Origin of the sequence: Faecalibacterium prausnitzii (genome assembly GCF_003287495.1) — a bacterium.
In the GTDB taxonomy this organism is placed as follows: domain Bacteria; phylum Bacillota; class Clostridia; order Oscillospirales; family Ruminococcaceae; genus Faecalibacterium; species Faecalibacterium prausnitzii_I.
This window is the reverse complement of the sequence record NZ_PRLE01000001.1, coordinates 639432-655909: the sequence shown is the minus strand read 5'-3', so window position 1 is coordinate 655909 and position 16478 is coordinate 639432. Positions and strand designations below refer to the sequence as shown.

Annotated in this window: 18 protein-coding genes; 16 read left to right on the top strand and 2 right to left on the bottom strand. The window is 65.7% G+C overall.

The genetic code is table 11. The annotated features are described in order from the left end of the window. Genes cobM through C4N22_RS02940 form a run of 16 tightly spaced genes read left to right on the top strand, consistent with a single transcriptional unit; the run spans position 1 to position 13752 of the window. On the top strand, positions 1-768 hold the full coding sequence (cobM, locus tag C4N22_RS03015) for a precorrin-4 C(11)-methyltransferase (protein ID WP_112147943.1): 768 nt from the start codon (positions 1-3) through the stop codon (positions 766-768). Beyond that, positions 765-1778, top strand: coding sequence for a cobalt-precorrin 5A hydrolase (locus tag C4N22_RS03010; protein ID WP_112147942.1), 1014 nt, complete (start codon positions 765-767; stop codon positions 1776-1778). Before cobM ends, C4N22_RS03010 begins: the two co-directional genes overlap by 4 nt. Beyond that, positions 1765-2505 carry a precorrin-3B C(17)-methyltransferase gene (cobJ, locus tag C4N22_RS03005; RefSeq protein WP_112147941.1) on the top strand — a complete coding sequence of 247 codons (741 nt, stop codon included), beginning with the start codon at positions 1765-1767 and terminating at the stop codon, positions 2503-2505. The genes C4N22_RS03010 and cobJ overlap by 14 nt, the downstream gene beginning before the upstream one ends. Next, positions 2502-3239, top strand: coding sequence for a precorrin-6A reductase (cobK, locus tag C4N22_RS03000; protein ID WP_022257582.1), 738 nt, complete (start codon positions 2502-2504; stop codon positions 3237-3239). Before cobJ ends, cobK begins: the two co-directional genes overlap by 4 nt. Beyond that, positions 3236-4450, top strand: coding sequence for a precorrin-6y C5,15-methyltransferase (decarboxylating) subunit CbiE (gene cbiE, locus C4N22_RS02995; protein ID WP_112147940.1), 1215 nt, complete (start codon positions 3236-3238; stop codon positions 4448-4450). Before cobK ends, cbiE begins: the two co-directional genes overlap by 4 nt. After that, positions 4447-5805 carry a cobyrinate a,c-diamide synthase gene (locus C4N22_RS02990; RefSeq protein ID WP_112147939.1) on the top strand — a complete coding sequence of 453 codons (1359 nt, stop codon included), beginning with the start codon at positions 4447-4449 and terminating at the stop codon, positions 5803-5805. Before cbiE ends, C4N22_RS02990 begins: the two co-directional genes overlap by 4 nt. Beyond that, entirely contained in the window at positions 5802-6878 is a 1077-nt protein-coding gene (gene cobT, locus C4N22_RS02985; RefSeq protein WP_112147938.1) for a nicotinate-nucleotide--dimethylbenzimidazole phosphoribosyltransferase, read from the top strand. The genes C4N22_RS02990 and cobT overlap by 4 nt, the downstream gene beginning before the upstream one ends. Continuing rightward, the gene (locus C4N22_RS02980; protein WP_112147937.1) at positions 6872-7396 is read left to right on the top strand and encodes a bifunctional adenosylcobinamide kinase/adenosylcobinamide-phosphate guanylyltransferase; all 525 of its coding nucleotides are present in this window, start codon (positions 6872-6874) and stop codon (positions 7394-7396) included. Before cobT ends, C4N22_RS02980 begins: the two co-directional genes overlap by 7 nt. Next, positions 7393-8145 carry an adenosylcobinamide-GDP ribazoletransferase gene (locus C4N22_RS02975; protein WP_112147936.1) on the top strand — a complete coding sequence of 251 codons (753 nt, stop codon included), beginning with the start codon at positions 7393-7395 and terminating at the stop codon, positions 8143-8145. The genes C4N22_RS02980 and C4N22_RS02975 overlap by 4 nt, the downstream gene beginning before the upstream one ends. Before the next feature lies 1 nt (position 8146). Continuing rightward, positions 8147-8467, top strand: coding sequence for a bifunctional adenosylcobinamide kinase/adenosylcobinamide-phosphate guanylyltransferase (locus C4N22_RS02970; protein ID WP_112147935.1), 321 nt, complete (start codon positions 8147-8149; stop codon positions 8465-8467). Continuing rightward, positions 8461-9069, top strand: a complete 609-nt coding sequence (locus tag C4N22_RS02965) for a histidine phosphatase family protein (RefSeq protein ID WP_112147934.1) — start codon at positions 8461-8463, stop codon at positions 9067-9069. The genes C4N22_RS02970 and C4N22_RS02965 overlap by 7 nt, the downstream gene beginning before the upstream one ends. After that, positions 9069-10019, top strand: a complete 951-nt coding sequence (cbiB, locus tag C4N22_RS02960) for an adenosylcobinamide-phosphate synthase CbiB (protein ID WP_112147933.1) — start codon at positions 9069-9071, stop codon at positions 10017-10019. The genes C4N22_RS02965 and cbiB overlap by 1 nt, the downstream gene beginning before the upstream one ends. An 11-nt stretch (positions 10020-10030) precedes the next feature. After that, entirely contained in the window at positions 10031-11086 is a 1056-nt protein-coding gene (gene cobD, locus C4N22_RS02955) for a threonine-phosphate decarboxylase CobD (RefSeq protein ID WP_112147932.1), read from the top strand. Beyond that, complete coding sequence (locus C4N22_RS02950; protein ID WP_112147931.1) at positions 11083-12567, top strand: cobyric acid synthase; 1485 nt, start codon at positions 11083-11085, stop codon at positions 12565-12567. The genes cobD and C4N22_RS02950 overlap by 4 nt, the downstream gene beginning before the upstream one ends. 1 nt (position 12568) lies before the next feature. After that, positions 12569-13081, top strand: a complete 513-nt coding sequence (locus C4N22_RS02945) for a cob(I)yrinic acid a,c-diamide adenosyltransferase (protein ID WP_112114561.1) — start codon at positions 12569-12571, stop codon at positions 13079-13081. Next, positions 13078-13752, top strand: coding sequence for a precorrin-8X methylmutase (locus C4N22_RS02940; protein WP_112147930.1), 675 nt, complete (start codon positions 13078-13080; stop codon positions 13750-13752). The genes C4N22_RS02945 and C4N22_RS02940 overlap by 4 nt, the downstream gene beginning before the upstream one ends. A gap of 71 nt (positions 13753-13823) precedes the next feature. Here C4N22_RS02940 and C4N22_RS02935 read toward each other — a convergent pair whose 3' ends face one another. Further along, on the bottom strand, positions 13824-14567 hold the full coding sequence (locus tag C4N22_RS02935) for a hypothetical protein (protein WP_112147929.1): 744 nt from the start codon (positions 14565-14567) through the stop codon (positions 13824-13826). Between the two features lie 149 nt (positions 14568-14716). Next, positions 14717-16471, bottom strand: a complete 1755-nt coding sequence (locus tag C4N22_RS02930; protein WP_112147928.1) for a hypothetical protein — start codon at positions 16469-16471, stop codon at positions 14717-14719. Positions 16472-16478: the final 7 nt, after the last annotated feature.

Below are 16478 nucleotides of genomic sequence, written 5' to 3'. Positions count from 1 at the left end.
ATGGTTCATTTTGTGGGGGCGGGCCCCGGCGCGCCCGATCTGATCACCCAGCGGGGCGCGGCCCTGCTGCAGGGGGCCGACTGCATCATCTACGCGGGCAGTCTGGTCAACCCGGCCCTGCTGGGGCTGGCAAAGCCCGGCTGTGCCATCTACAACAGCGCCGAGATGACGCTGGAACAGGTGCTGGACACCATGCGCCGGATGGAAGCGGCGGGCAAGACCACTGTCCGCCTCCACACCGGCGACCCCTGCCTTTACGGGGCCATCCGGGAGCAGATGGATGCACTGGACACCGACGGCATCCCCTACGATGATACTCCCGGTGTGTCCAGCTTCTGCGGCGCGGCGGCGGCCCTCTGTGCGGAGTACACTCTGCCCACCGTCAGCCAGACCGTCATCATCACCCGGATGGAGGGCCGCACCCCGGTGCCGGAAAAAGAAAAGCTGCAGTCCCTCGCCGCCCACGGGGCCACCATGGTCATCTTCCTGTCCATCGGTCTGGTGGCAAAGGTGCAGGAGGCTCTGCTGGCCGGCGGGGCCTACACGGCAGATACTCCGGCGGCGGTGGTCTATAAGGCCACCTGGCCGGAGCAGCGGGTGGTGCGGTGCACCGTGGGTTCTCTGGCCGAGAGCACCAAGGCGGCAGGCATCACCAAAACGGCCCTCATCGTGGTAGGCGATTTCCTGGGCACCCGGTACGAGCGCAGCAAGCTCTACGACCCCGCCTTTGCCACCGAGTACCGCCCCGCCACGGAGCCAAAGCAATGAGCCGCGCCTATCTGGCCTTTACAGAAAAAGGCATGGCTCTGGCCCACCGGCTGGCCCGGGCACTGCCCGGCAGCGTTTCCCGCTGCGGCGCGGGCGGCGTCCGGCTGGCGGAGTGGACGAGTACGCAGTTTGCACAAGTGGACGCCCTGATTTTTGTGGGGGCTGTTGGCATCGCCGTGCGGGCCATTGCGCCCCACTGCAAGAGCAAAGCCACCGACCCTGCCGTTGTTGTGCTGGACGAGTGCGGCCGGTTTGCCGTGCCGCTGCTCTCCGGCCACCTGGGCGGGGCCAACGCGCTGGCCCGGGCACTGGCGGAAGCCTGCGGGGCCATCCCGGTCATCACGACGGCCACCGATGCCAATGGCGTGTTCGCCGTGGATGAGTGGGCCAAAGCCCAGGGCTGCGCCGTGCTGGAGCCGGAGCGGATCAAGCTGGTCAGCGGGGCGCTGCTGGCCGGGCACACCGTCCGGCTGGCATCGGACTGGCCCGTGCAGGGCACCCCGCCCGCCGGGGTGGCGTTGGCTGGGGCAGGAGAAACGGCGGATTTTGCCCTGACCCTCACCCCGGGAAAAACAGCCCCGGAAGCGCTGCATCTGGTACCCCGTATCGGGGTGCTGGGCGTGGGCTGCAAGCGGGGAACCACAGCTGATCAGCTGGAAGCGGCCTTTGCGGCTTTTTGTGCCGCCCATGGCCTTGCCCCGGCGGGCATCCGCGGCGCGGCCAGCATTGATTTAAAACAGGACGAGCCCGGCTTGGCGGCATTCTGTGCCGCCCACGGCTGGCCCATCACTTTTTATACGGCCCGGCAGCTGCAGGCCGTGGAGGGCCATTTTACCCCCTCGGCCTTTGTCCGCAGCGTGACCGGGGTGGACAATGTCTGTGAGCGGGCCGCCGTCTGTGCGGCGGACGGGCCGCTGCAGGTGCCCAAACAGGCGGGCGGCGGCGTCACGCTGGCGTTGGCCGCAAAACCATTTGCCCCGGATTGGAGTTGGAAGGATGCAGAACCATAACATTGTTTTCGTCGTGGGCCTTGGCCCGGGCGGCGCGCGGTTTTTGACCGCGCAGGCGCAGAGCGCCTTGCAGCAGGCCGAGGTGCTGTGCGGCTATACGGTCTATCTGGACCTTGTGCGCCCCCTTTTCCCGGAAAAAGAAACCTATTCCACCGGCATGACCAAAGAGCTCGACCGCTGCCGCTGGGCGCTGGAAACGGCGCGGGCAGGGCGGGCTGTGGCGCTGGTCTGCTCCGGCGATGCCGGCGTGTACGGCATGGCCAGCCCGCTGCTGGAGCTGGCGCAGGGCTACCCGGATGTCACCGTGGAGGTGGTGCCCGGGCTGACGGCGGCCCTCTCCGGCGGAGCCGTGCTGGGAGCCCCGCTGGCCCACGATTTCTGCGTCATCTCTCTTTCGGACCGGCTCACCCCGTGGGAAGTCATCGAGACGCGGCTGGCCTGTGCCGCCAGGGGCGATTTTGCGCTGGCACTCTATAACCCCTCTTCCAAGGGCCGCCCGGATTACCTGCAAAAAGCGGTCCGCATTTTACTGGCCAACGGGAAAACGCCGGAGACGGTCTGCGGCATCGTCCGCAACATTGGCCGGGAGGGGCAGGAAAAACGTGTTCTGACGCTGGCCGAGCTGGAAAAGACGCAGGTGGATATGTTCACCACCGTCTTCATCGGCAATGCCGCCACCCGTGAGCTGGCTGGCCGGATGGTCACGCCCCGGGGGTACAAGCGATGAGAGCGGTCGTGTTCAGCGGTACCACCGAGGGCCGCGCGTTCTCCAAACAGCTGGGGGCCCTTGGGGCGGATGTCCTCGTCAGCGTGGCGACGGACCTCGGGGCGGAGGAGCAGGGAAGTGCTCCCGGTGTCACCGTCCGGGCCGGACGGCTGGAACCGGAGGAGATGACGGCTCTTTTGCAGGGGGCAGACCTCTGTATCGACGCCACCCACCCCTACGCCGTGGAGGCTACCAAAAATATCCGAGCGGCGGCGGCCCGGGCGGGGGTGGAATACCACCGCCTGCTCCGGGCCCCCAGCCCGCTGCCGGAGGGTGCACTAGTGTTTGCCGGTGCGGCGGAGGCCGCCCAAGAGCTGGCCCGGACGGAGGGCAATGTCCTCCTCACCACCGGGGCCAAAGAGCTGGGAGCCTTTTCCCCCATCGCACCGGAGCGGTGCTACCCCCGGGTGCTGCCCACCCAGGAGGGGATTGCGGCCTGTGAGGCGGCGGGTGTCCCCCACCGCAACATCATTGCGATGCAGGGGCCGTTCTCCCGGGCGCTGAACGAAGCACTGATCCAGCAGTTTGAAATTCGCTGGCTCGTCACCAAGGATGGCGGCGCGGCGGGCGGCTTTGCCGAGAAAGTGCAGGCCGCGCAAAGCACCGGGGCCCAGCTCGTGGTGCTCCGCCGCCCGCCGGAACAGGGCCAGACCGCACAGGAGATTCTGAACCTCTGCAAGGAGAAAATGCTATGAAGATCACATTGATCGGGATGGGCAGCGGCTGCCCGGAGAGCCTGACCGTGCAGGGCTATGCGGCCCTGCGGGAAGCGGACCTGATTTTAGGGGCCCGTCGGCTGCTGTCGGCCCTGCCTGCTGGCTGCACGGAGAACCGTGCCGCCGCCTACCTGCCGGATGAAATATTGGAGCTGCTCCACGCCTCCGGGTGTGAGAACGCCGCGCTCCTGTACAGCGGCGACACCGGGTTTTACTCCGGGGCTTCGGCACTGGTGGAGCGTCTGCAGGCACAGGGATATCAGCCTGTGGTGCTGCCCGGCCTTTCCAGCGTGCAGATGCTCTCTGCCGCGCTGGGCCGCCCCTGGCAGGACTGGAAGCTCGTCTCGGCCCATGGCCGCGCCTGCGACCCGGTGGCCGAGTGCATGGAGGGCAAGCCTACGTTCTTTTTGACGGGCGGCAGCGAGAGCCCCGCCACCCTTTGTGCCCAGCTGGCGGCAGAGGGCTTTGGAAAGCTGGCTGCCGCCGTGGGCGAGAACCTGGGGACCCCGGAGCAGAAAGTTTATACCGGCACGGTGGGCCAGCTGGCCGCCAGCCGTTTCGAGAGCCTGAGCGTGCTGCTGGTGGAGGCGGCCCAGGTGCCGTCCCGCCGTACCCAGGGCCTGCCGGACGAAGCCTTTGCGCGGGGCAAAGTGCCTATGACCAAACAGGAAGTCCGTGCCGCCGTGCTGGCAAAGCTGGGCGTCCAGCCCGGGGAGCTGCTCTGGGATGTGGGCGCCGGAACCGGCAGCGTCAGCGTGGAGCTGGCCTTGGCCGCCCCCCGGGGCCGGGTGTATGCCGTGGAGTGTGACCCGGAGGCCTGTGCCCTCATCCGCCAGAACAAAGAAAAATTCGCGGTCCGCAACCTGACGTTGGTGGAGGGCACCGCCCCCGCCGCGCTGGAAAACCTGCCCGCTCCGGATGCCGTTTTCATCGGCGGCACCAAGGGGAATATGGCAGCGGTGGTGGAGGCTGCGCTGGCCCGCAACCCGGCGGCCCGCATCTGCATTTCAGCCATTGCGCTGGAGACGCTCTCTGCTGCGGTGGCGGCCCTCACGGCCCACGGCCTGCAGGCGGAGGTCTGCCAGATCTCTGTCAGCCGCGCCAAAGCGGCGGGCAAACTCCACCTGCTCATGGCCAATAACCCCATTTTCCTCATCACCCGGGCCGACGAAGCGGAGAAAAGCGTATGATCCAGTTCCTGCTGGCCGCGCCGAACTCCGGCAGCGGCAAGACCACCCTCGCCTGCGCCCTGCTGGCAGCTTTGAAAAACAGGGGGTACGCCCCCTGTGCGTTCAAGTGCGGGCCGGACTACATCGACCCCATGTTCCACCGGGCGGTGCTGGGGGTGGAGAGCCACAATTTGGATTTATTCTTTTCCTCCCCGGAGATGGCGCGCGGCCTCTACGCCAGCGGTGCGGCGGGCCACGGTGCCGCCGTCTGTGAGGGAGCCATGGGCTTTTACGATGGCCTGGGCGGTACCAGCACCACGGCCAGCGCCTGGCAGGTGGCGGATACATTGAATCTGCCCGTGCTGCTGGTGGTGCGGCCCAAGGGGGCCAGCCTGACCTTGGCGGCCCAGATCAAAGGCCTGCAGAGCTTCCGCACTCCCAGCCATTTAGCGGGCATTTTGCTCAATGACTGCAAGCCCGGTTTGTACAAGATGCTGGCCCCCATGCTGGAAGCGGAGACCGGCCTGCCGGTAGCGGGCTTCCTGCCCCCGGTGCCGGAGGCCGCCATCGGGAGCCGCCATCTGGGCCTTTACACGGCCGGGGAAGTGGCGGACTTACAGCAGAAGATCGCCCTGCTGGCACAGGCTGCCGAAGAAACTATCCATTGGGAAAAACTGCTTTCCCTCTGTGAGCAGCCTGCCCCGGCAGCAGCGCAGATCAAACAGGAACACAAAAAACAGTGTGTCAAAATCGCGGTGGCGCGGGATGAAGCGTTCTGCTTTGCCTACGCCGAAACGCTGGAGGCCCTTACTGCCGCCGGGGCAGAGCCTGTCCCCTTCAGCCCGGTGCGGGACCCGGCCCTGCCGGAGGGGGCCGGCGGGCTGTACCTGCCCGGCGGCTACCCGGAGCTCCACGCCCAGGCCCTGAGCGAGAACACCTCCATGCGGCAGAGCATCCGGGGGGCTGTCGCGGCAGGCCTGCCCACCGTGGCCGAGTGCGGAGGCTTCCTCTACCTCGGCCAGACGCTGGAAGACGCTGAGGGGGGCATCTGGCCCATGGCGGGAGTCCTGCCCGGGCAGGGAGTCAAGGTCGGGCGGCTGGTCCGCTTTGGCTACGCCACCCTTACGGCGCGGGCGGACAGCCTGCTCTTCCGGGCCGGGGAACAGTTCCCCGTACACGAGTTCCACCACTGGGATTCCACGGAAAATGGCACGGCCCTTACCGCCTCCAAGGCCAATGGCAGGCAGTGGGCCTGCGGCTTTGCAAACGAGCATTTCTATGCGGGGTTCCCGCATTTGTACTGGGCGGGTACGCCCCTGCCGGAACGGTTCGTGGCCGCGGCAGAATCTTACCAGAACAAACGAGGCAGTTTATGACAGAAGCAACACTCAAAACCCTGTTGGAGGGCATCACCCCGCCGGACGAGGCCGCCCGCGCGGCGGCTCATGCCCACTGGGCCAGCCTGGCAAAGCCGCTGGGCGGGCTGGGAGCGCTGGAAACCACGCTGGAATCCGCCGCCGCCCTCACCGGAAGCGCGGCGCTGGATCTCTCCAAGCGTGCCGTCCTCGTCCTCTGCGCGGACAACGGCGTGGTGGCGCAGGGCGTCAGCCAGACGGACCAGAGCGTGACCCGCACCGTGGCGGAGAATCTTGCCGCTCGGCGCACCAGTGTCTGCCAGATGGCCCGCACTGCCCGGTGCGAGGTGGTGCCAGTGGACATGGGCATGGCCGGGGAGCCGGTGCCCGGCGTGCGGAACTGCCGCGTTGCCTCCGGCACCACCGATTTTACCCAGGGCCCGGCCATGCGCCGGGAGCAGGCCGTGGAGGCTGTTGCCAAGGGCATTGCGCTGGTGCGGGAGCAGAAAGCGCAGGGCGTCACCCTGCTGGCCACAGGCGAGATGGGCATTGGCAACACCACCACCTCCAGCGCGGTGGCGGCGGTGCTGCTGGGCCAGCCTGTGGAGTGCATGACCGGCCGGGGCGCGGGCCTCTCGGATGAGGGCCTTGCCCGGAAGATCAATGCCATTCAAAGGGGCATTGCGGTCAATCAGCCCGACCCGGACGACGCGCTGGATGTCCTCGCCAAGCTTGGCGGGTTTGACATCGCGGGTCTCTGCGGCGTCTTTCTGGGCGGTGCGCTGGAGGGCGTACCCGTGCTGATGGATGGCTTCATCAGCGGGGTGGCGGCCCTCTGCGCCGTCCGGCTTTGCCCGGCGGCGACCAAGGCCGTGTTCGCCAGCCACTGCTCCTCCGAGCCCGCCGCCCGCCTCGTGCTGGAAGCGCTGGGCAAAGCCCCGCTCATCACCGCCGGACTCCATCTGGGCGAGGGCACCGGGGCCGTGGCCGCCATCCCGCTGTGGGATATGGCACTGGCCGTTTATCGGAACTGCTATTCGTTCGCAGACGGCGGGCTGACCCCTTACACGCCTCAAGGAGGTGCCGGATGCTGACACTGGTGCTGGGCGGCGCGGCCAGCGGCAAAAGCGAGTATGCTGAGAGTCTGGTGCTGAAAACGGCCCTGCCGCGCTATTATCTGGCCACCATGCAGGTGTGGGACGCCGAGTGCGCCGCCCGGGTGGCAAAGCACCGGAAAATGCGGGCCCGAAAGCAGTTTGCCACGGTGGAGTGCCCGCTCCATCTCGAACAGGTGCAGCTCCCCGCCCGGGGCACTGCCCTGCTGGAAGACCTGGGCAATCTGACCGCCAACGAGCTCTACAGCCCCGGCGGGGCAGGGAAGCACGCGGCCCGGGCTGTGCTGGCCGGTGTGGAGGCGGTGGCCTCCCAGTGCGAAAACCTCGTCCTCGTCTCCAACGAAGTCTTCAGCGGCGGGGCCGACTATGCAGGCGATACCGACCAGTATCTGCTGGCCCTCGCGCAGGTCAACAACGCCCTTGCCGCCCGGGCGGACAATGTCTGCCGGGTGGTCTGCGGCATCCCGGTCTATTACAAAGGAGGGACCCCGGAATGATCGTGCTCCAAACCATGGCCGTGGCGTTTGCCATGTTCTCGGCCCTGCCGGTGCCGCAATTTACCTGGAACTCCAAAAACATGCGGTACGCCCTCTGTGCGTTCCCTCTCATCGGGGGGGTCATCGGGGCGTTGTGGAGCCTCTGCGGGGCGCTGCCGCTGCCCGATATGATCCGGGCCGGCGGCTTCTGCCTCATTCCGGTGCTGGTCACCGGCGGCATCCATCTGGACGGCTATGCCGACACTTCGGACGCCCTTTCCAGCTATGGCGACCGGGAAAAGAAGCTGGAAATTTTAAAAGACCCCCACTGCGGGGCCTTTGCCGTCATCCGGCTCTGCACCTACTTCCTCGCGTATTTCTGTGTTGCGTTCTGCATCCGCTTCTCCCCCCGGGTGGGGTTGCGCTGGACGCTGGCGCTGGTGCTGGAGCGCGGCCTCTCGGGGCTGGCGGTGGCGGCGTTCCCCATGGCCAAAAACACCGGTCTGGCCCACACCTTTGCCACGGCGGCAGACCGGGAAAGCGTTCAAAAAATCCTGATCGTTCTGTCCGTCCTGCTGGCTGCGGCGCTCATTGCGCTGGGCGGCGGGGCACTGGTGGCGGCGGCTCTGCTGGTGCTGTGGCGGTACCACCATGTGGCCGTCAAGGAGTTTGGCGGCATCACGGGGGATCTGGCCGGGTGGTTTTTGCAAAAAGCCGAATTCTGGATGCTGGCGGCGCTGGCGGCCAGCCAGTGGGGAGGCATTTTATAACATGATGTTCATTACCGGGCCGCTCTACAGCGGCAAGCGCACCTTTGCGCGGCAGTTTGCGGGCAGCTGCATCACCGATGTGCAGGACAAAGCCGCCGATGCTGCCGATCTGACCCAGCTGGCGGAAGAGCTGGCCCAATACGATATCGTCATTGCTACCGAGGTGGGCGGCGGCGTGGTCCCGGTGGATGCCGGGCAGCGTGCCGCCCGGGAAGCCGCCGGGCGGCTGGCCTGCCTGCTGGCGGCCCGCGCCGACTGCGTGGTGCAGATGTTCTGCGGCATCCCTACGGTGCTGAAAGGAGAATTGCCGAAAAAATGCTGATCTATTTACTGCGTCACGGTCTGACGGAATACAACGCCCAGAAGCGCTATCAGGGCCAGCGGGATATCCCGCTCTCGCCCGAGGGAGCCGCCCAGCTCCGCAAAGCGGATTTTGACCCCGATGTGGTCTATGTCACCCCGCTGCAGCGCACCTCCCAGACGGCGAAGATCGTCTTCCCCCATGCAAAACTCGTGGTGGTGGACGGCCTCAAGGAGATGTGCTTTGGCAGCTTTGAGGGCCGCAATTTCATTGAGATGGAGCATGACCCGGATTATCAGGCCTGGGTGCAGGCCAACTGTGAGAGCTCCTGCCCGGACGGCGAACGGAAAGAAGACTTTTCCAACCGCATCTGTGCCGCATTCTCCAAGCTGGTGGATGAGGCATTGGCAGAGGGAAAAGACCGGCTGGTCATTCTGGCCCATGGCGGTACCCAGATGGCGGCCATGGAGCGGTATGGGGTGCCTCATCAGGATTATTACAGGTGGTGCGGCCCCAATGCGGGCGGTTATGTGCTGGACGCCAAAGATTGGACGCAAAAGCATATCCTCACGGTAATCAAGACGGTGCAATATACAAAGAGTGCCGCAGAGGAGAACCCATGATGACGGTTTGGGCCGTGCTGGGCGGCTTTGTGCTGGACGTCCTCTTTGGCGACCCGGCCTGGCTGCCCCACCCGGTGGTGTACATGGGCAAGGCCATCTCCAAGCTTGAAAAATTCCTGCGCCCCCGTCTGCCCAAAACGCCTCAGGGAGAGCTGCTGGGCGGTGCCATCGTGGCGTTCTGCCTGCCGGTGGGCACCTTTTTGCTCACAGGGCTCGTCTGCTGGGGGGCCGCCCGGCTCCACCCGCTGCTGGGGCTGGCCGTCCAGATGTTCTGGTGCGGGCAGGCGCTGGCCGCCCGGGGCCTGGTGCAGGAGAGCACCAATGTTTATAAAGAGCTCAAAAAACCCGACCTGCCCGGGGCCCGCAAAGCGGTCAGCCGGATCGTGGGCCGGGACACTGCGGAGCTCACTGCCGAGGGCGTGACGAAAGCCGCTGTGGAGACGGTGGCCGAAAACGCCAGCGACGGTGTCATTGCGCCGCTGCTCTATATGCTGATCGGCGGGGCCCCGCTGGCCCTCACTTACAAGGCCATCAACACGATGGACAGTATGCTGGGCTACAAAAATGAAAAATACCTCTACTTTGGCCGTGTGCCCGCCAAGCTGGACGATGTGGCAAATTACCTTCCCAGCCGCCTTGCCGCCCTGCTGTGGGTGGCTGCCGCAGCCTTTACGCACAATGACGCAAAAGGAGCGTGGAAGATCTGGCGCCGCGACCGCCGCCGCCACGCCAGCCCCAACAGCGCCCAGACCGAGAGCGCCTGTGCCGGGGCCCTGGGCGTCCAGCTGGCAGGCCCGGCCTACTATTTCGGCCAGTATTACCCCAAACTCACCATCGGCGACGCCCTGCGGCCCATCGAGCCCGAGGACATCCTCCGGGCCAACCGCATGATGTATGTGGCCAGCAGCTTCGCACTGGCGTGGGGATGCGCCCTTCGCGCGCTTTTCTGAAGGAGGCTTTTATGCAGACTTTGACCCATGGCGGTGACTGGATGGGCTACCGCGAACAATTTGGGCGCGACGCGCTGGATTTTTCGGCCAATGTCAGCCCGCTGGGCCTGCCCAAAGGGGTGGCCGATGCCATCACGGCGGCCCTGCCGCAGGCGGACCGCTACCCGGACCCGCTCTGCCGCACCCTGCGCGCGGCACTGAGCGAGGCGGAGGGCCTGCCCGCCGATCAGATCCTCTGCGGCAACGGCGCGGCGGACCTCATCTTCCGGCTGGCGCTGGCCGTAAAACCCCGCCGGGCGCTGGTGACGGCCCCCACCTTTGCGGAGTACGCCACGGCACTCGAAACCGTGGGCTGCACGGTGGAGCGCTTTACGCTGAACGAAGCCAATGATTTCGCGGTGACAGAGGAGTTTCTGGACGCCATCGTCCCGGGGGTGGAGATCGTCTTCCTCTGCCAGCCCAACAACCCCACCGGCCAGCTGGCCAGCCCGGCCCTTGTCCGCCGGGCAGCGGAGCGGTGCGCGGCGTGCGGGGCTGTTCTGGCTGTGGACGAGTGCTTTCTGGATTTCCTGCCGGATGGCGGCCGCTGGACGGCAAAACCCCTGCTGCACGAGGATCAGAACCTCATCATTTTCAAGGCCTTTACCAAGCTCTACGGCATGGCAGGCGTCCGGCTGGGCTACTGCCTCAGTGCGGACGCTGCTCTGCTGGAAAAAATGCGGAACGCGGGCCAGCCCTGGGCGGTGTCCAGCCTGGCTCAGGCCGCCGGTGTGGCGGCCCTGAAAGAAACGGCGTACGTCGCACGGGTGCGGGCCCTCATTGCAGCGCAGAAGCCGAAACTCACGGCAGGCCTGCGGGCGCTGGGCCTGCGGGTGATCGAGGGCAGGGCCAATTATTTATTGCTGCAAGGGCCGGAGACTCTCGGCGAGCAGCTGCGGCAAAAGGGGGTTGTCCTGCGCGGCTGCGCCAATTATCCGGGGCTGGACGCCAGCTGGTACCGCACTGCCGTGCGCACGGGGCCGGAAAATGAACGATTGCTGAAAACACTGCAGGAGGTGTTGGGATGAGCCGGGCAAAATGCATTATGGTGCAGGGCACCATGAGCGGCGCGGGCAAAAGCCTGCTCTGCGCGGCGCTCTGCCGCGTTTTTGCGCAGGATGGGTACAGGGTGGCCCCGTTCAAGAGCCAGAACATGGCCCTGAACAGCTTTGTCACCCGCGACGGGCTGGAAATGGGCCGCGCCCAGGTGGTGCAGGCCCAGGCGGCGGGCATCGAGCCGGACGTCCGGATGAACCCCATTCTGCTCAAGCCCAGCAGCGATGTAGGCAGCCAGGTCATCGTCAACGGCGAGGTGCGGGGCCAGATGAAAGCGGCGGACTACTTCCGCCACAAAAAACAGCTCATCCCCGATATTTTAGCTGCCTACAACAGCCTGGCGGAGGAGGTGGACATCATCGTCATCGAGGGCGCCGGCAGCCCGGCGGAGATCAACCTCAAGGCGGACGACATCGTCAACATGGGGCTGGCCAAACTGGTGGATGCCCCCGTCCTGCTGGCAGGCGATATCGACCGGGGCGGCGTGTTCGCCCAGCTTTACGGCACTGTGGAGCTGCTGGAGCCGGAGGAGCGGGCCCGCGTTCAGGGACTCATCATCAACAAATTCCGGGGGGATGTGGAAATTCTGCGCCCGGGCCTGACCATGCTGGAAGAAAAAACGCGCCTGCCCGTACTGGGCGTGGTGCCCTACCTGAACGTGGACATTGAGGACGAGGATTCCCTCTCCCAGCGGCTGGACGTGAAAAATGTCGTCAAGCCGCTGGATGTGGCCATCATCCGGCTGCCCCGCCTCTCCAACTTTACAGATTTCATCTCGCTGGAGCAGCACCCGCTGCTGGGCGTGCGGTATGTGGAGAGCACCCGCGGCCTCGGCGCGCCGGACTGCATCATCCTGCCCGGCACCAAGAACACGGTGGACGACCTGCTCTGGCTCCGTCAATCCGGACTGGAAGCGGCCATTTTAAAGCTGGCCGAGCGCGGCACACCTATTTTGGGCGTCTGCGGCGGCTACCAGATGCTGGGCCAGCAGCTGGACGACCCCACCGGCAGCGAGAGTGGCCGGGTGCAGTCCCTGCGGGGGCTGGGCCTGCTGCCCACCCGGACGGTCTTCTCGGAGCAGAAGCGCCGCACCCAGGTCACGGCCACGGTCACGGCAGAGCCCTTTGCCGGGGCAAAGCTGACGGGGTATGAGATCCACACCGGCCGGACCGTGGTGGAGGGCACACCCTTTGATACCCTTGCGGACGGCCAGCCCGAGGGCTGTGTCAACGGCAGTGTGTTTGGCACCTACCTCCACGGCCTCTTTGATACCGGCGAATTGACCGAAAAACTGACCGTGTTTTTGTGCAAACGGAAGGGCATCGCCCCGGAAGCCGCTGCCCTTGTGCCCATGGAGCAGTACCGCCAGCAGCAGTTTGATCTGCTGGCCGACGGCGTGCGGGGCGCGCTGGATATGGCCGCGGTTTACCGGGCCATGGGAATGGAGCGCTGAGATGGAACAGGGACTTTTGCACCTCTATTACGGGGACGGAAAAGGAAAGACCACCGCCGCCATGGGCCTGGCCCTGCGGGCACTGGGCAGCGGCAAACGGGTGGTCATCGTCCAGTTTTTGAAAGGCGGAAACAGCGGGGAGATCCCGCTGCTGGCAAAGCTGGGGGCCGAAATTTACCGGGGCAAGGCGGGGCAGAAATTCGTCTTCCAGATGAATGAAGCCGAAAAAGCCGCCACCCGGGAATTACAGAACCGGAACCTGCGGAACGCCATGGCCCGGCCTGCCGATCTGCTGGTCCTGGACGAGGCCGGTTCGGCCTGGGAGCTGGACATGGTGGACAAGGCACTGCTCCAAAAGGCGGTGCGGGAGCGCCCTGCCGCGCGGGAGTGCGTGCTGACGGCCCACCAGCCGCCCCAGTGGATGCTGGACGAGGCCGACTATGTGACGGAAATGAAATGCCACCGCCACCCCTACCAGAAAGGGGTCCCGGCGCGAAAGGGGATAGAATATTGACGCCGCAGCACCATCTGCCCGCTGATATTGAGCGGACGAGCCTGAAAATGATTGCCGCGGAGCTGGCCGAGATGGGCCTGACTCCGCCTCCGGAGACGGAAGCCGTTGTCCGGCGGGTCATCCACACCACGGCGGATTTTGACTACGCCAAAAACCTGCGCTTTACGCCCGGGGCCGTGCAAAAGGCCGTGGAGGCCCTGCACAAAGGGGCGTTCCTCGTCACCGACACCAACATGGCGCTGGCGGGCATTACCAAGCCCGGTCTTGCCAAGCTGGGCGGGCAGGCAGCCTGCTATATGGCGGACCCTGAAGTGGCCGCGCGGGCCAAGGCGGAGGGCACCACCCGGGCTGTGGCGGCGATGCACAAAGCAGCCGCCGAGCACCCGGGGGCCATCCTGGCCGTCGGCAATGCACCCACAGCCCTGCTCACCATTGCGGAGCAGATTGAGGCGGGCCTGCGCCCGGCGCTGGTCATCGGTGTCCCGGTAGGGTTTGTGAATGTGGTGGAGAGCAAGGAGCGGCTGTTTGTCACCTGCGAGGCCCACGGCGTGCCTGCCATTGTGGCAATGGGCCGCAAGGGCGGCAGCAATGTGGCCGCCGCCATCTGCAACGCCCTCATTTATTCTGCCGCGGAGATGCTGGACCCCACGGCCCGGGGCTGGAACGGTTGAAGATTTTTAGAATCGCAAAAGACAAAAATTGCCCGGAGACACTGCAAATCACAGCGTTCTCCGGGCATTTCTTATACCGTTGCCAGCACGGCGAGGATGCTCTGCCACCGGGGGTTCTGCACAGGCTGTGCAGAAGCGCGGCGGGCAGCAGCCGGAGCGGCGGGGGCCATGGGCTGGGGCATCCGGTCCACCGGGCAGGCAAAGGGCGAAGCAAGGTCGGCCTGCCACTGAGCGGCCAGCTGGACGGCCTCCGGGCAGGATTGGAGGGTGCGCCGCTCCGTCCCGGCCAGGAAATCGCCCAGCCAGCAGAGGACGGCGGCCATGGGCAGCTGGGCGGCGGCATCGGTGCTCCAGTAGCACCAGTGCGCGCCCCGGCCTACAAAGCTGTCCACCGTGATGAGCGCCCCCTCCCGCGCATTGCGGGGCAGGGCGGCGGTGTGGTCGCCGGAGCAGCGGCGCAGCTCGTGCAGGACGCGCTCGGCCCGGCCTGCATCAAGGGCATCGTCCCGGATGTAGGCGGCAAAGTCGTCCGCACTCAGCAGTTCATCCGCCTTGGCAGGGAAGCGGCCCGTCATCTCGCCGGAAGCGTTGTGGCAGAGCTGCCAGCCCTTGCGGAACAACTGGAAGTTGAGGTTGCGCCGCCCCATGGTGGAGTAAAACAACCGCACCCGGGCGCTGCCGGGCTCCTGCCGCAGTTCCAGATAAGCGTCTGCCCCGCCAAGATCCTGCACTTTCACGCGGAGCAGCAGGGTGGTATCGCGTTTCCGGGCAGACATGGCGCGGTGCATCATCTCAAAGTAACGGGCAGCATCCATGGTGGTTCTCCTCTCTTCCGGGACCGATGTTGGTTGTATTTCTGAGAGGAGTATACCACAAACAACAACAAAATACAACTATAAGTTTGCATACCGGACAAAAATATTTTTAAAACGGAAAACGAAATAAACAATATGGTTGTATGAACTCAATCCCCCAGGGCCCGGATCTCGTGCTGGATGAGCTGCCCGGCGGCACGGGCCAGCTGGTCCATGCCCCGGATGCGGGCCAGGTTTTTGCCGTAAATGCGCTCGGCGGCGGGGATGGAGCTGTTCTCGCCCATAAAGACGGCGGACACCTGGATCCCCTTGCGGCGGAGGTCACGCACCTCGGCGGCGGTATCGTCCACGCCGTAGGGCCCGCCGTAATCCCGGCCCAGCGGGTTTTCCGGGCTGGGCGGGATGCGGCGGCTGTCATTGGGGGAGGCATCCGTCAGCAGGATGAGCAGGTGGCGGGGAGCCGGGCCGGGGTCAAAATCCAGCAGGTCGCCTGCCGCCCGCAGGGCCAGGCCGTCCCGGTTCCAGCCCGAGGCGAAATACTGGTTGACACCCTGCCATTGTTTGTCTTTGAAATGCTTGAGCACCCGGAGCACGGTGTAGCCCCGCAGGCTGCAAAAGCTGCTTACCCGCACTGGGATGTGGCAGCGGGAAAGGCTCTCGGCCAGGATGGCACCCTGTGCCGCAATGACTTCCTGGCAGTGGAGCCGGGAGGCCGAGGCATCCAGCAGCAGGTCTACGGTGAACGAGGGCTGGTTCTCCTCCTCGGCACAGCGGAAGACCCGGCTGTCGTCCAGCAGAGGAGCCCGCCAGACCCGCTCCGGGTCCAGATTGCCGCTGCGGGCGATCCGGGCGTTGGGCTGCTGGTGGACGAGGATGCAGTTCTGGATCTGCTCGGTCAGCCGGAGCACCACGCTGCGGTGGAGCTCCCGGTTTTTGGCATCGTAAGCCCGGTTGCGGTCGGCCTGCAATTCGGCCTGCTCGGCCAGATGTTTCGCTTCGGGGGTGGGGGCCTGCTCCGGGCTGGGCACGCCGGAGGCAAACCACAAATGGCACCCCAGATGGTCCCCGGTGCAGAGCTCCTGCTCGGCCTTGCGCAGCCGTTCCGGCGGGTAGAGAGAGCGGCCAAAGCAGCTCTCGATGTAGGCCCGGTCCTCGGCGGCGTTCTGTTTCAGTGTAATATGGGCCAGCCGCTTGTCGGCAGTCGGCCCGCCGCCGCCCGCGTCCACACTGCCCGAGTGCTCCACCGTCATCCGGTCGGTCTTGATCATCTGGGTGGGCATGGTTTTGGTGGCAAGGGAGGCCAGAAGCCCCTCCAAGTGCAGGTGCAGTGCCAGTTTCTGGTGCACCGTGCCGTCAAAGAGGGCAAATTTAGCGTAAAGGGCCAACACGCTGGCTTTCAGTTCCTCGGGCTTGGGCGGTGTTTCCGGGGCCAGGGCCGCCGCCAGCTGGCTTTCATAAGGGGTCAGCACCGGGTCGGCCCGACCCTGTACCCGCCGCCAGCGGGTGGCCTGCATGGAGTAGACCAGCTGGTTTTTCGCCATCCACTCCTGCCGCGAAAGTTTGTACTGGATGCCGAAGAAATAATCCGCGTGGGCCCGCCGCAGCTCGGCCAGCACCGGGCGGCGGGGCAGCTCCAGCGCGTAGGCGGCGCTTTCGAGGTACAGCCAGGTCAGGTCGTCCAGCAGGGACTGCTTCACGTCGCCGTCCCAGGTATTGAACAGCCCCCGCACAAGGTCGTCGCCGTAATATTTGTGCACCAGCCCCACGATGCAGTTCATGTAAAAATCCACGGTGCCATCGGTGTTGCGGGCCAGAAACAGCGGCTCAAAGCCGTATTCGCCTGCCGCGGCCCACACCTGATTGGCGGCCCGCCGCTCCTGCGCGGTGTAGCTCTGCGCTTCCATAGGGCGG

Excerpts from the sequence above, each read along its gene's own strand:
- C4N22_RS02930 (WP_112147928.1), bottom strand. The coding sequence starts at position 16,471 with ATGGAAGCGCAGAGCTACACCGCGCAGGAGCGGCGGGCCGCCAATCAG.
- C4N22_RS02935 (WP_112147929.1), bottom strand. The coding sequence starts at position 14,567 with ATGGATGCTGCCCGTTACTTTGAGATGATGCACCGCGCCATGTCTGCC.
- C4N22_RS03010 (WP_112147942.1), top strand. The coding sequence starts at position 765 with ATGAGCCGCGCCTATCTGGCCTTTACAGAAAAAGGCATGGCTCTGGCC.
- C4N22_RS02950 (WP_112147931.1), top strand. The coding sequence starts at position 11,083 with ATGAGCCGGGCAAAATGCATTATGGTGCAGGGCACCATGAGCGGCGCG.
- C4N22_RS02975 (WP_112147936.1), top strand. The coding sequence starts at position 7,393 with ATGATCGTGCTCCAAACCATGGCCGTGGCGTTTGCCATGTTCTCGGCC.
- cobK (WP_022257582.1), top strand. The coding sequence starts at position 2,502 with ATGAGAGCGGTCGTGTTCAGCGGTACCACCGAGGGCCGCGCGTTCTCC.
- C4N22_RS02980 (WP_112147937.1), top strand. The coding sequence starts at position 6,872 with ATGCTGACACTGGTGCTGGGCGGCGCGGCCAGCGGCAAAAGCGAGTAT.
- cobD (WP_112147932.1), top strand. The coding sequence starts at position 10,031 with ATGCAGACTTTGACCCATGGCGGTGACTGGATGGGCTACCGCGAACAA.
- C4N22_RS02965 (WP_112147934.1), top strand. The coding sequence starts at position 8,461 with ATGCTGATCTATTTACTGCGTCACGGTCTGACGGAATACAACGCCCAG.
- cbiE (WP_112147940.1), top strand. The coding sequence starts at position 3,236 with ATGAAGATCACATTGATCGGGATGGGCAGCGGCTGCCCGGAGAGCCTG.
- cobT (WP_112147938.1), top strand. The coding sequence starts at position 5,802 with ATGACAGAAGCAACACTCAAAACCCTGTTGGAGGGCATCACCCCGCCG.
- cobJ (WP_112147941.1), top strand. The coding sequence starts at position 1,765 with ATGCAGAACCATAACATTGTTTTCGTCGTGGGCCTTGGCCCGGGCGGC.
- C4N22_RS02990 (WP_112147939.1), top strand. The coding sequence starts at position 4,447 with ATGATCCAGTTCCTGCTGGCCGCGCCGAACTCCGGCAGCGGCAAGACC.
- C4N22_RS02970 (WP_112147935.1), top strand. The coding sequence starts at position 8,147 with ATGATGTTCATTACCGGGCCGCTCTACAGCGGCAAGCGCACCTTTGCG.
- C4N22_RS02945 (WP_112114561.1), top strand. The coding sequence starts at position 12,569 with ATGGAACAGGGACTTTTGCACCTCTATTACGGGGACGGAAAAGGAAAG.
- cbiB (WP_112147933.1), top strand. The coding sequence starts at position 9,069 with ATGACGGTTTGGGCCGTGCTGGGCGGCTTTGTGCTGGACGTCCTCTTT.
- cobM (WP_112147943.1), top strand. The coding sequence starts at position 1 with ATGGTTCATTTTGTGGGGGCGGGCCCCGGCGCGCCCGATCTGATCACC.